Below are 14,236 nucleotides of genomic sequence, written 5' to 3' on the forward strand. Positions count from 1 at the left end.
TGATCTTAAGATTTGGTTTCCACTTGGGCGATGGGCTCCCCCTTAAGGGCATGGATGAAATCGACTAAAGAACTGACCGTTTGGAAGACGGCAGGATCCAAATCCTCCTCGGGAACAGTTACGTTGAACACTTCCTCGATGTAGACCACCAATTGGAGTACCATGATCGAATCTACGTTTAAGTCTTCGTACAGCCGGTCTTCCTCTTTAATGACGTCCGGGAGAGCGAGCTCCAATTGTTCGGACATGACCTGCCTCAATTGAGCTATCGTTTGTTCCTTATCCATGAATACCATACTCCTCTTCTACCAATTGTTTTCGCATAACCTTCCCTGTACTCGTCTTCGGAATGTCCTCCGTAAAAGCAATAAAGCCCGGAACTTTATAAGCAGGCAGAAACCGCGCGCACCACCTCTTCACCTCCTCCTGAGACAGCGCATCGCCCTTCCGGACGATTCGGGCTTTGACAGCCTCCCCCCAAACGGGATGCGGAGCCTTGTGCACGACAGCTTCCTGAACGCCGTCCAGCCTTCGGATGACATCCTCCACCTCGGAGGGAGCTACCTTCAGTCCTGACACATTAATCAGATCATCCATCCGGCACTGAACATGAAGCCTGCCGCCCGACCAATATCCCAAATCTCCGGTATGAATCCGGCGTCCGCCTGTGGCAATGATGATTTCATCCGGCTGCTCCCGGGTTCCGGCCCTTTCCATTGCCATATGCTCCAGAAGCATCCCGGCATCCGTAGAATCGGAGGGCCGGTCGCCAAGCGAGATGCAGCCCGCCTCAGAGCACCCGTATTGCTGGATCACCTCCACCTCTGCACCCCCAAGCCTGTTCAGCAGTTCTGCAGACATCGGGGAACCAGAGGATACCAGCTTTCTAAGAAGCACCTTCTCTCTCATCAGACTGAGCAGAATTTGAAAGAGGAAGGGCACCGCATACACCACATGGCGATCATGCTGCTGCATGAGATGCAGGGCGAACTTGGGGTTCTTGTCCGTCACGATAACCGGCTCTACACCGCGCTTAAGTGCGGAAAGCGTGCCTGTGATGAATCCGAAGGAATGGGATACGGGCACCAGAATGATCGGTGTATCCTCCCCGCTGCAGGGCAGCAGCTTGTTGTAGGCCTCGATTTCCATTTGCACATGAGACCAAGACCGCTGCACTAGCTTGGGAGCGCCGGTCGTGCCGGAGCTGAATTGAAGCAAGGACGGCTCACCATGAATCCGATCCAGGCTTGAGTGTAGAGGGTGAAAGACGGCGCTGCCTCCTGCGTCGGTCAGCAGACCCGTACAGCCTGCGTCATCGGCTTGACTGAGAGCGGTTTCAATCGGGGTGTCGCCGTTTATCAGAAGCACCGAACCCTCATTCCTAATAATCAGCTCCGTGGCGGCCAGAATATTCGCCGGCTCCTTCATGCATACAGCTGTCCGCCGTTCCTTCCAAACAGAGGAACCCAATAATGCGTATATCGCGTGTATTCGACGTTCCAGTTCATGCTGGTCATAATGTTCTTTATTAACAATGAACATGGGGTCTCCTTTCCCATGAGATTTTTTTACTTCTTTGAGTATTTTCGCCACATAACGACGTTTTCCTTCCCTTGTAATCAGGATTGCTAAAAAGAGACCCTTCCGGCTGGATCTTGCCCAACCGAAAGGGTCCACATGTTTCTATTTACGCTTTTACTTAGCGAGATATTCGATGAGCTTTATAAAGATAGCAGCTACTTCAGCGCGGGTGGCGTTGGCTTGGGGGGCAAAAAAGTTGCCCGGCTTGCCTGATACAATTCCGATGCCCTGCTGTGCCTGAACGGCCTTCAACGCCCATGAGCTGATCTGACTCTCGTCCGCGAAGGACTTCGATTGACTTTCAGGTATCTCATAGCCCTTGTACTTCATGTAATTGTACAGCATCACCAGCATCTGCTCGCGTGTAATCGGTGAATTGGGTTCAAACAGGTCTGCGTTTATACCGTTGACGATGCCGCTTTCGGCCGCCCACTCGACTGCCGCCGTGTACCACTGCCCATCCATCACGTCGCTAAAACGGGAATTCGTGTAGCTGGAGCGGTTTACGTTCTCAAGATTGGCCAGTACCTGCACGTACATCGCACGCGTCATTGAGGTGCCCGGTGAGAACGTCGTGGACGTCGTGCCGTTGAAAAGACCGTATGTGTAGGCGGAGTTTACGTAGCTGTAGAACCAGTCGTCCATGTTGACATCCCTGAAAGGATTGCCAGACACCACACGGAAGCCCAGCGGGGTGTCGTCTTCAAATACAAATTCCGTACCCTCATGGATGTTCAGCGACATGCCTTTGTCTAAGCCGGCACTCGCGCCGCCGTGTAGTGTCACTTCGGCGCTCTTGCCCGCCGGAATGGTCACCTTACCTTTTGAGTCTATAGTCGTGCCTTCGGGTACCTTAATCTTCGTCCCGCCCTTGGTCGTAATCTCGCCGCCGCCGGGCAGGATGGTGTTGCCGTTCTTGTCCGTGACCGCAGGCTTATCCTTCGGTGTGTTCACTGTGTAGGTCGGCTTCAACGATCCAGTGACTGTCCCGGTGCTGGTATTGCCCGTATTGCTGGTGCTGGTATTGCCCGTATTGCCCGAACTGCTGGTATTGCCGGTATTGCCACCAGAAGCACCGGGTACGCTCGTTTTTCTCTGCGCGAACATCCAATCAAAGACGTCAGTGTAGTCATTGTTCCAAGTCGGCAACTTAGAGGACTGCGCCGTAGGCTTAAGGCTCCACTCCTTGTTGGAACCTACATTGGACAAAGTATCTGTGTACCCTGAAATATTGTTCCACAGAACTGAAGCTTCCATCTCATGGCCGGAAGGAATCCAATTGGTTCCATTAACAGGTGCTTCCGCCTTGGTCCATTGGTCATAAGGCCAGACGAATATTTCATTTCTGTCGATGAACGTGTGCCTAGCGTTTTCCAATAGGGGCATTATATTCGCTATATAAGCTTCCGCCCCTGTTTTTATTGTTGAAGAATCAGTGGTGTTAACGAATGACCAGTATGCAAAGCTTTTAAGAGCATCGGCTTGTTTCGCGTTGATTGATGGTGGAAAAGACATAGGCGCCGCGGCTGCGAGCACATCGGGATATGTCGTCAAGAAAGTATTCGTATAAGCGGCTCCCATAGAGAAGCCTGCCATGTAAATACGGTTGGGGTCAACAAGTCCCTTACTTACCAGATCATCGATATAAGCCTTTAAGGTAGCAGGTGTTGCCTGAACGTTGTTTTGCGCCCGCAAAGCGATGATATGACTAGCGTATTTAGCGTTCTTCTCCATTTTTTTCATAAGCGCGGTGGCTCCGTTGGCGGACCTGATGGGCGCAAAGGTATCCCCGTCCTGTGTACCGCCGCGGGTAGAACCGTGAGCATAGATGTAAAGGGGAAGCCTTTTTACCGGAGCGCCGTTGCCGTCCTTATGAATATAGAGTCCATACTGCATCGCGTCCGCTTTATCAATTTTGGGACCCACTTCAAATTTGTCGATGATTTCATTGACGGTACCTGACTGTGCGAAAGCCGACTTAACAATGGCAGCCTTGCCATCAAGCTTGATATCGCCACTAGATACAATGTTGTAATTCTGGACGGTGGATTTGGATGCTTCCAAAGTGGACTGTCCGCCGGTTAATGTCCAAAATTCCAATTCTACAACGATGTAGCGGCCTTTAGTAAGTCCAGCTTGATAATCAGGGGAGTTCTGGTTCACACCCTTATACCCTCTGGGTCTAGGTTGGTCATTGACGTATACTCTACTGACGGTGCGTGTGCCTTGATATGCCAGGCTACCGTTGAACAGAGTATTCCTCGCCGATACTGTAAACAGATTTGAACTAAGCTCGGCACCCACAGCTTCATTTCCCGCACCCAGATCAATGATAACAGCTGTGGTAAATTCTCCGGTGGCAAAGTTATCATTGTATACGATAAAGTTAAGTAACGTTGCGGCCGGATCGGGTTTGAAGGTAACATGGATTACCTTGTCATCGGTGTTCACGTTATTCAAGGTATAGGTATTGTTTGCAATCTCTACAGACTCTCCATTTACAGTTACAGTATCCACGACATAACCGCCGATCGGAGTGAATGTAAAGGATTGGCTTCCGCCGTCAGCTACCCGAATCAAGCCGGATGGCGAGATGGTGCCGTTTAATCCTGCCGTGGCGTTAACGGGATGTCTGGTTACCGTGGAGCTCCCAAGCAGCAGCAAGCTATTCTTGAAACTGTCAGAACTGCCATAACCCGCATCGGGCTTACCTAAAGCGGATACAACCTCATAACGGTCATTCCCTGCACCAGTTGAGTTATTGATATACACATCAAACGTAATCGGGGAATTGCTTGTGAATTCAATGGTTCTTCTAGGTATCTTCACTTCCGCGATATACCCGGTATCCGTTCGTGTAACTGAACCGTCGCGGCCCTCAGCGGCTTGACCTGAGAAAATACCGCTTGCGCCAATACGCCACTGGTTTGAGCCACTTTTTCCGTCACCGACATAAAATTCCACGCTGTCGGTCATGTACTCAGTGCCAGGCGTGTGACCGGTGCACACATTCGGGTCTGTAACCACAACGCGTGCATACAGGAAGTCTTCGTCCCAAAATACTTTGGCTTTGCCGGTGGCCTTGGGGCCTATTTTCTGGTCGGGTGCGCTACTGTTGTTGATGTCAAACGCCGCAGCTTGTTCCCACAGTTTGTCGTTAGTGCTGAGTACAGGTGAACCGTATCCGGCAACAGGCCGATGGTTTGCTGCGGTCTGCGCGAACATCCAATCAAAGACGTCAGTGTAATCATTGTTCCAAGCCGGCAAGTTAGAGGACTGCGCTGTTGGCGCTATGCTCCACGTCCCCATCGTTATGTCATTGTAAAGAACAGCCGCTTCAACTTCATGCGCCACCGAATCACTCAGGGCAGGTGAATGGTTCGGATTCGGCTTCTGATTCGGCTGATCAAATTGATTGTAAGGCCATATAAGAGCCTCGTTGCTCTCAAAGCGCGAAGCTCTCGCGTTGATCATTTTTGGCATATTGGTGTTTATGAAGTTAGCGAGGTTAGTCTGGTATACTCCAACGTTATACTCATTGATAAACATCCAATAGGCCAGGTTGGTGTGAACGTAGTTGGCGTTCGCGTTCGGTGAGCCGCTTACCGGAGACATAGGTGCGGCGGACGCGAAGAAGCCGGGATAAGCGTTAATTAAGCTGTTCGTATACTGACCGCCCCATGAGAAGCCCGCCGCGTAAATACGGTTAGGGTCCACTGCACCGCTGGCAACCAGGTCGTCTATAACCTTCTTAACATTGGCTGTGGAGGGAGTACTCGTGCCATTATAGGAAATATTCAGGATATGGCTGGCGTATTTCTCGGGAGACTTTTCCATTTTCTTCATCAGAGCGACCGAGCCGTTCGCGGATTTCATCGCCGCTTTTGGGTCAGTCGCAGCGCTTGTGCCGCCGCGCCCCCTGCCGTGGGTATAGACATACAGCGGCAAGCCCCGCGACACCTCACCGTTTCCATCCTTGTGAAGGTAGAGCGCGCGATTGACCGAATTGCCCGTAGGTGCTGTAAATTGGTCAAGGATCGGATTCACAACTTTTTCCTGTTCAAAAACCGCGTAGTTAAGCGGATCCCCTTCTGTCAGTAAAATCTCGCCGTTTTGGACGACGCTGTAAACCTGTTTTGTTGAGTTCATGTTGCCATCCAGTGTTATATTGCCGCCGCTCTCTGAATAAAACTCAAACTCAACTACGATGTAACGGCCGCGTTCCAGTCCCTCCTGATAATCCGGTGAACGGCTTACCGTCCCCAGATAGCCGCGTACCTTCGGTTCGTCATTGGCGTATACCCTAGTGATCTTGCGCGTCCCTTCAAAGGTTACCGAGTCGCCGTTCAGGGTCGTGTTCCTGGCCGAGACGGTAAACAAGTCCGGATTAAGCTTGGAGCTTTCCGCCGACTTCCCTCCGCCTAAGTCAATGATAACAGCCGTCGTGTACTCGCCACGGGCGAAGTTGTCATTCCATACAATAAAGGGGAGCAACTCCGCGGCCGAATCATTTTTGAAAGTCACTTGAAGGGTATGGTTAGCGACAACATTTGAGAAGGTATAAGTGCCGTCATCGGATAGAGCTGCGTCCTCTCCGTCTACCTTTACGGTGTCTACAGTTTTGCCATAATCGGGGGTAACCGTAAAGGTTGTGTCTGAGCCGCTGGCTATTCTCAGAACATTGCCGGGTGCGTTCGGAGTTATTCGGCCGCCCGATTCCGCCGTAGCGGTGATTGAGAATCTCTCGTCCGCTTCATTGGCTTCAATGAGATTCAGGCTGTTTGTATAAGAGGCAGCATTGTTGTAAGCCGCATCCGGAATTCCGAAACAGGAAACGACTTCATAGCGGTCACCGCCCTTTTCCGACGAGTTATTGATATATACTTCAAAGGTAAAAGGGCCTGCCTGCAAGTTCAAGGTTCTTTTAGGTATTCTCATCTCCACGATATATCCTGTGTCCGTGATCTCAGTCCACGCAGCTCTGCCCGGAGCGTTTTGCCCTGAAAACACGCCCGTCGCGCTGATACGCCATTGATTCGCGCCTTGGGTTCCAGCGCCGGCATAAAACTCCAGGCCGTCGTACTGATAATCATTGCCGGGTCCCTGATATAGATTGCTGTCCTCCACGACTACACGGGCATACAGGTAATCTTGGTCCCAAAGGATCCTGGCTGTACCTGTGGAATGGGGCCTGGGGTCGCCGGGCACAGCGCTTTTGTTGATGAGATGCTCCATTGTCAGGGCCCACAGCGGGTCGTTTGCCCCGAGTTCGGGAGTGCCAAAAATGGCGGTAGGCGTTTCATTTGTCTGCAAGCTTGTAAGATCTGTAGAACTGCTGTCGCTATTAAGTGCTTCTGTATATTCGTTGTTGTCAGTGGCGGCGGCAAAGCTGGCAGGCATTAGTGACGCCACCATTAACAAGCAACATAGGAACACGAGCATTTTGCCAAATCGTTTTGACATCATTGACAATCCTCCTTTTTCGATCCGTGCACCCACGGCTAACCCATATCGTAAACACCAAGGCTTCAACAGCTTACTTCATCGCAGCGAATATAATAGCGCTTTCATATTTTCTCCTCCATAAATTTGTTATTATTTCACCCTATGCAGAATTTCACAGTTTATTCAAATATCAATCTACAGTGTTGTTATAGTTCTTGTCCTGAGAAAAGGACAAGAACTTGATCCCTTAAAACAGAAAACCCACGCTGGGCGCGGGTTCTAATAGGGCTATGTTCTTGTCCACTGACAAAAGATGTTTGTGTTTGTCAGTAAAAAGTATTTTCGTATAATTTCCCCGTATGCGCATCAAGCACTTCGGGCGTCCGCTCGTACTCGCTACCAATCATTCGATACACTAGTTCGTACGGGGCCTCTTTCGCCCTAGCATTGTGCATCCGTTCCCATTGCAGACGCAGCTTGGCCTGTGCCGTCCATCGGAGGATGGCTGACTGGGAATCAAATGAAGGCACGGTCTCCAGCTTCTTTAACTGTTCTGGCCTTATGGAGGGGGACATCAAACTTTTGACCCTCCCATTAGAGCGGTCAACAGCTAGTTGATAGCATTCATCCCTGACAGATACGTCTTCAACATATACACAAAAGCGAATGATTTCCAAACGATCTTCGTCGTCGGTCTCTTCAGTTAGAAGCTTGAGATACGGCAACATTTCGGCTGCTAGTCCTCGGACATAGTCCATAGCTACTTCTATACATGCGTCTCGATCCCAGGTTAATGGAGCTAGTTGATCTGGTTTAACATGCGAAACAAAGTCAATCAGTTGTCCGGTTTGGCTGTCTACTCGCGCCTTAACCGCTCCCTCCATCTGATCAGCCCAATAGGCCTTCCAAGACCGGTCATTCTTGGCTGGACGCTCTTCATTCTGTTGCTTCCACACCATCAACTTGGTGTTCGAGCCAATATTGTCGTCTTGTACTAACTGAAATTGTTCCTTGTCTACGCCAATCCACTCTTCTAGGCTTCGTGCGGGCGGGAACTCACCTGGCCACTCGTCCAGAGTTCTTGGGTCAGAAGGGACAGCTTCTGCCCTATAGGCTGTCGGAACTTCCTCCTGTGATGATGCAGTATAGATTAGTCCTCTACTTCGGGGGGCGTAAACAAGATGGACCTGATCGTCACCATCCGTGTACACGGCTTTGTCCAATACGCAATATTCCACATGTAGCAAAAAATTCGCCTTCATCCACGCCAACTGTTCCTCTTCTGGTGTGATCATGGTTGGGAGTGCTGGCCCTGGAACGGTTCCGTAGTACCTAAATCCGACCACGCGACCGCTGGGGTGAACCATAATCAGGCATCCCGTCTCAGGAAGCGGCAGCCCCATCGCCTTCTGCTGTCGTGTGTACCCAAACATCCCTTCCATCCACTCCATCTCACAATACGGAAAATTACGCAGTGCGCCGGGATAATGATCTTCCAGGAATTGCTCTGCCTGCTGTTTGAGCTCCTCCTCAGATAGCCGTGTCCCGTTGTCCAATGAGGCCCAGGAAATGGCATAGTCTAGCAAGTTGCCGTCCCTGGAGATTGTAGCAGAAACGGCGTCATCAGTCCCCGTTTTAACCCATAAGAATCCCGCTTCTCCCTTCCCTGTTCCCCTCATGGTGTTCTCTTGATAGTCATTGACGATCAAATCATAATCCGGTGAAACGGCAAACTGGTGCTCTGCCTGTTGTCTTAACTGCAGGCGTAATGTATCCAGGTCTCGTTCGGGAAAATCTTGAGCCATTTCGTTGCGCAAATGCTCCAGCCCCTTCCGTAATTGTGTTTTTACAGTACCTAATGGCATGTCCAGGAGATGGGCGATTTGCTGCTGGGTCAGGTCCTTCTTATATTTTAAGAACAGGAGCTGACGCAGCTTCGGATTCAGACTGGCCAATGCACGCTCCAGATCCAGGGTTTGATCGATATCATTAACGACCAATGGCTCTTGCGTCTGCGGGTCTTCGCTCAGGTGAACACGCTTGGATTTCTTCAAATGATTGAGCGCCCGGTTCACCACAATTCTGGTAAGCCAGCTCTCAAACGCTTCGGCTTGCTGCAGCATATGCAGTGACTCATAAGCCTTAACCAGGGCATCCTGAACGATATCCTCCGCATCTTTGGACTCCCGTACATAATGGCGAGCCACTCGGTGCAGCTTATCCGTTCGATCCTTTATAAGAGAAACGAAGGCATCGTGATCTCCGTTTTGTGCGGCATTGATTTGTTGCTGTGCATCGATCATTGTCGTTCACCTCCTGTTATATAGACAGCTAACTCGGGGGTTTGGATTTAATTAATGTAACATTATTCTGGAACTGACCGATCAAGTGACCACCCGCATGCGGCAAGCATGGGTGCCAAAGAGGAGGTCACTCTTGGCGTGTTCCTGCTGAAGCTCCTTCATCCACTGAAGCAGTTCTTCCAGCCCGGTACGGATATTGGAAAACACACAGTCCTTTGTTAGACCACCACATATACATGCTGGGATTCGGGCAGTATTGAGCTTCGCTTTATGTGGCAAGCTCGTTTCACCGCCAAGTTATCATCCATGCCAGGCGCACCCAAAAAACCGACCTAGTAATAAAGGTCGGGTTTAATTTGGGGTTTTAGCAAAAAAGATCTATTATACTTTACCTTCAATCAGTTCATGATAATTTACCATTATAGTTCTCTCCTATCTCATCAGCAGCAGTTATTCCACCATCGCGACTATTCACCCGTTTCAGCAAATTGTTTGATGCGCTCTCCCACTTGATCACGAACCTGCTGGAAGACTGCCCACTTCTCTTCATCTGTTCCTTGCGCTTTTGCCGGATCGTCGAATCCCCAATGCTCACGTTTCACCTGAGGCGGGGTAATGGGACACTTATCTGCTGCATCTCCACATAAAGTAATGACGAGATCAGAGCTGTTCAGCAGCTGCAGATCAATAATATCTGATGTTTGACCTGAGATATCTATACCTACTTCACTCATCGCCTGAACGGCTTTCGGATTCAACCCATGAGCCTCAATGCCTGCACTATACACATTCCATTCATTGCTCAAATATTTCTTAGCCCAGCCTTCGGCCATCTGACTCCGGCAGGAGTTTCCTGTACACAAAAAGTAAATGGTTTTCTTATCCATGAGTCGCATTCTCCTTTGATTTTAAAATAAGGTCAATGTTATATATAAACTCATTTTTTCTCGGAATAAAAGGTAAACCTACAAGTTCAAAGTGTTAGTATGTCCAAGTATCGGTAAGCACAACGCCCCTAGCATTTGCTCCCATAAAGCTTTATGTAGGCGTCCATTTTGCACTCTTGAGGATCTTATCCCAATCCGATGTTTCTTGCCATGCAACTTACGGCAAATGGCATTTGATAACAGAACTGATGTTCTCAGTTGATTATACCAGAACATTTATTCTCAATCCATTCCAATATTGGATTCATAATGGCGGCACTCCATACAAGCAAATAATTAATCGGGCTCTCCCCCATGTTCACCTGTAAAGGCAGACAATAAACTTCCTAGTTTCTACGCAACCAGTCTCAATCTCTCCGATTCTCTTTTATATAATCATGATTAAAGAAGCATTAAGATTCATTTAGCCCCATTTAGGTTGCATTAAAAAGTTAATAAATACGCGATAACTTCAGAAAATCGGGGATGAATGCGAGATTACAAGGGATTTTCTTCATTTTTATATCCTATAGAGTCTTATTTAGTCTCCTAGAGAACTTTCGGCATTTTACAAACAGTGATGCTCAGCGTAAGATTCCTTTTAACAAATGCTGAATTCCCGTCAGGCGGGAAGCGGGGGAACCAAATGGCTGTGGCCAGCCGAAATGGGGTGAATCCAAAGAAGATTGAACTCTTCACTGGTAGGACGACTCTCACCGTCCGAATCCGTCAGCTAACCTCGTAAGCACTGGAGAGAGCCTGCATTAACCATGCTTTTTTGCTGCGATCCCGCAAAACCTTTCCATTACACTTATCCATCGTACAGAAAACCAAATATTCCGTTTGGCTTGAGCATGCTGCTGTATGTGAGAATGAAACTGAACTGTCAGCCTATGTAGCCACAGCTGAGCAGACCCATAATCTGCAGCGTTATATGAAATCTATAGACAACCTAGGAGGCATTATTCATGATTAACGCCAGACTGTCACGAATCGAGTTGTTCGCATTTAGCTGCCGCCCTTCCTTCATGCATATTTCAGAGCCTTACGGATACTGGTATGGGGTGTTGAAGTTAACCTTCGGAGGACAGATCAGCTATGGGAATTGCATTCTTTGTGCGGGTGACAATGCGGTGGATTTAATCAAATGGGGCTCTTTTCTGAAAGAGATATGTCATTGTACTGCAGAAGAAGCCACAGAATACGTCCGGATGCACGGACAAGAATGGGCCCCCAATCAACTTAACATGATCAAGACTGCACTCGATAGTATGTTCATTCAAAATGACCAAATCCGAATGAAGGTAGGAGCCGGATCGGAGCGGTATCGCCATCAAAGGACAAAGCAAAGAATCCATTCAATTAATACGGTGAAGAGTCATCTGAATCCAACCATTTTATTTGCAGAATCAGTATCCTATTATTCACTGCTATAGACATGATCAATTTAAATTATCAAACCTTCAATTGGTCAAAAATCTTAACGAATATTTTCGCGAAGTTCTTGGCATCATCGATACCTCTATGGTGAGTACCTTCAAGCGGCAATTCAAGCATAGTCAAGGCTCTCTCCATGCCTACGCCCCGCTTGCGGTCATTTTCCCAACAGGTGGCTTCCAGATCAAAAATGATATAGTTCATATCTGCTCCTTTTGAAATTCGAATCGATAGACCCATCGCTCCGGGGCTATGTCTTTTGTTATACTTCCAAGTGAGGTTTCAAATACTTCATTTCGCACTTTAATATACACCCACACAGAGGAGCGCAAAGACATGAACTTTTTCAAAAAACTGTTTGGCGGCAAGGAAATGGGCAAATCGGAAGATGGTACCACCATTTATGGTTATGACGCTTCGGATGAGCAGCAGGTTACGCCTCCCGCCAATATTTTGTACATGGAAGATTTAAACGAACATTTCAATCGGGTCTTTCCAAACCGGGAAACTGGCGTGTTCCACGAACTGATTTCAGACATCGTACATATTGATGTAAATATTATGGAGGCTACACCTGATGAGCCCTACCGGGTGCTGTACACCAATGGGATGAGCGATCTGCCGCTGACGCTCCCTCAGGAGATCCGTAAAGAGTATAAGCATCTGGAACGCGCGGAGCTGATGATGTTTTTGCCGGCGGACTGGCCGCTTACGCAGGAGGATTTTGAAGTGGAGGAGAACTACTGGCCGATCCGCCTGATGAAGATGCTTGCCCGATTCCCGCATATGTATCAGACGTGGCTTGGATACGGACATACGATCCCCAACACGGAGGATTACGAGCCTTACGCGGATAACACGGAGCTGTCCGGTGTGATCCTGTATGCTCTGTCGGAAGAGGTTAGCACCGTCCATACGAAAGATGGCAATCAGGTTCAGGTTTATTTCCTGGTTCCGCTGTACCGGGAGGAAATGGAGTTCAAGCTGGAGTCCGGTATAGACGAACTGGTGGCCAAGCTGTTCGAGCTTCCAGAGGATTTCCTCGTTCTGAATCCGAATAGACGCAACGCCTGTAAATAACTGCCCGGAATAACAGGCTTGCAACAGCTTGAAAAGGCTGAGCCTAAGTCAAGAATATGACTTTGGGCTCAGCCTTTTTATTTGCTAGTACCGCTCATTAATCTGCTCCCCTAACCATGCGCCTTGGCGGACAAGTCTGCGCTGCAGGTCCATGATGTCGATACTGCGCGTTTCCCGCGTACCTGTCTTGGCCAGAATCGCCGCGGCCGTACCGGAGGCTTCGCCCATGGCAAAGCAATTCGGCATGACCCGGGTGGAGCCTTGGGCCGCTCTATCGGTTGATATCGCTCTGCCGGCTACGATTACGTTCTGAATACCAACCGGAAGTAAGGCGCGATAAGGAATGCCGTGCGACTCTCCCGGCGATAGACGTACCATCGTCATGCCGCTCGTAGGCTTTGCCATATGAATATCAATAAAGTAGGCATTTCGGGCAATGTCGTCCGGAAACGAACGGCACGCCAGAAAATCGTCGGCGGTGACGATATAATCGCCGATGATCCGGCGGGTCTCCCGAATGCCGATCTGTTCGCCTGTCAACGTCAGGAAAGCGTTCTCGAATCCGGGAATCGCTTCCCGCAGCCATCCGGTAATGTGTTCAACAAGTGCGCGGCCTTCGATTGCTCCGCGGGTCAGATCATCCGTATTTGAACCATCTATCCCGAATACATGCCCGAAATTGAAGCCTGCCGTATGATTGTTCAGCCAGGAAATACCGGCCCAATCTCTGGCGACGCGTAATCTCCCTTCAAGCTTCGCCTTGTTGATCGCATGTTTCAGATCGTGGCCGTGCGTCTCAGCACTTGAGAGAAATTTGTTCCGGTCCAGGTTATTCAGGACAAAGCACATCGTCCCCGGCTGCAGCTCTCCGTCATCTCCACCTTTGGCGAGCTGCCCGCCCGCAAGATAGGTGAGATCCGCATCGCTGGTTGCATCAATGTATATCTTCCCCTTCACCGCCTGGGTTCCGGTCTTGTTATTAATGATCGCCGCTTCAATGATGCCGTCCTGTTGAAGAACTTGACTGACGAAGGTATGGTACAGCACTTTAACGCCAGCCTCCATCATCTTCTCATCCAATATGCGCTTTAAAATTTCCGCATCAATCGGCACCCAATCCAGCCGGTCCTTCCATGCTTCCTGAAACGTCTCCTCCATCCTGCTCTTCATAGCAAGCAGAATTTCCAGCCCAATCCCGCGGATTACTGGCTTGATCTGATCGGTATACGGGCAAAATGCAGGAACCTGAGAGACCGTCGCCATGCCGCCCAGGTATCCTCTTTGCTCTATCAGCAATACGGATGCCCCGTTTCTTGCAGCTGCGAGCGCTGCCGCTACTCCTGACGGTCCTCCTCCGGCAACAACAACATCCACTTCCGTGTAGATTGGAATATCGCGCTCGGGTATTTTAACGGTTAGTGCCATATCGGTCATTCTGACCACCTCCACCTGTTTTCTTCCATT

8 protein-coding genes, 1 pseudogene and 1 riboswitch are annotated in these 14,236 nt (G+C 49.5%); of the genes and pseudogenes, 2 read left to right on the plus strand and 7 right to left on the minus strand.

Annotated features, from left to right (window positions below; all coding sequences use genetic code 11):
- Positions 1-5: 5 nt before the first annotated feature.
- The 5 genes from C173_RS17205 to arsC form a co-directional block, all read right to left on the minus strand.
- Positions 6-287: a phosphopantetheine-binding protein gene (locus C173_RS17205; RefSeq protein WP_036726752.1), complete on the minus strand. Its 282-nt coding sequence runs from the start codon at positions 285-287 to the stop codon at positions 6-8.
- Positions 280-1,428: an AMP-binding protein gene (locus tag C173_RS17210; protein WP_051478124.1), complete on the minus strand. Its 1,149-nt coding sequence runs from the start codon at positions 1,426-1,428 to the stop codon at positions 280-282. The genes C173_RS17205 and C173_RS17210 overlap by 8 nt, the downstream gene beginning before the upstream one ends.
- 267 nt (positions 1,429-1,695) lie before the next feature.
- Positions 1,696-7,047 (minus strand): sugar-binding protein, encoded by a 5,352-nt coding sequence (locus C173_RS35005; protein WP_051478125.1) that lies wholly within the window; start codon positions 7,045-7,047, stop codon positions 1,696-1,698.
- Positions 7,048-7,352: 305 nt separating this feature from the next.
- A complete protein-coding gene (locus tag C173_RS17220) occupies positions 7,353-9,329 on the minus strand; it encodes a sigma-70 family RNA polymerase sigma factor (RefSeq protein ID WP_036726756.1) in 1,977 nt (658 codons plus the stop codon).
- Between the two features lie 467 nt (positions 9,330-9,796).
- On the minus strand, positions 9,797-10,216 hold the full coding sequence (arsC, locus tag C173_RS17225) for an arsenate reductase (thioredoxin) (RefSeq protein WP_036726758.1): 420 nt from the start codon (positions 10,214-10,216) through the stop codon (positions 9,797-9,799).
- Positions 10,217-10,854: 638 nt separating this feature from the next.
- Positions 10,855-11,018, plus strand: a riboswitch (cyclic di-AMP (ydaO/yuaA leader).
- A 205-nt stretch (positions 11,019-11,223) separates the two neighbouring features.
- Between arsC and C173_RS17230 the strand changes: the two genes are divergently transcribed.
- Complete coding sequence (locus C173_RS17230; protein WP_036726760.1) at positions 11,224-11,691, plus strand: hypothetical protein; 468 nt, start codon at positions 11,224-11,226, stop codon at positions 11,689-11,691.
- Between the two features lie 19 nt (positions 11,692-11,710).
- Here C173_RS17230 and C173_RS17235 read toward each other — a convergent pair.
- A pseudogene (locus C173_RS17235) lies at positions 11,711-11,845 on the minus strand (3'-5' exonuclease); the annotation flags it as partial.
- Positions 11,846-12,028: 183 nt separating this feature from the next.
- Between C173_RS17235 and C173_RS17240 the strand changes: the two are divergent.
- Positions 12,029-12,772: a suppressor of fused domain protein gene (locus C173_RS17240; RefSeq protein ID WP_036726762.1), complete on the plus strand. Its 744-nt coding sequence runs from the start codon at positions 12,029-12,031 to the stop codon at positions 12,770-12,772.
- Positions 12,773-12,856: 84 nt separating this feature from the next.
- Here the strand turns inward: C173_RS17240 and C173_RS17245 are convergent, their stop codons facing one another.
- Positions 12,857-14,206 (minus strand): FAD-dependent oxidoreductase, encoded by a 1,350-nt coding sequence (locus C173_RS17245; RefSeq protein WP_235191926.1) that lies wholly within the window; start codon positions 14,204-14,206, stop codon positions 12,857-12,859.
- Positions 14,207-14,236 lie beyond the last annotated feature (30 nt).

This window comes from Paenibacillus sp. FSL R7-277, assembly GCF_000517965.1.
Lineage (GTDB): Bacteria > Bacillota > Bacilli > Paenibacillales > Paenibacillaceae > Paenibacillus_AQ > Paenibacillus_AQ silagei.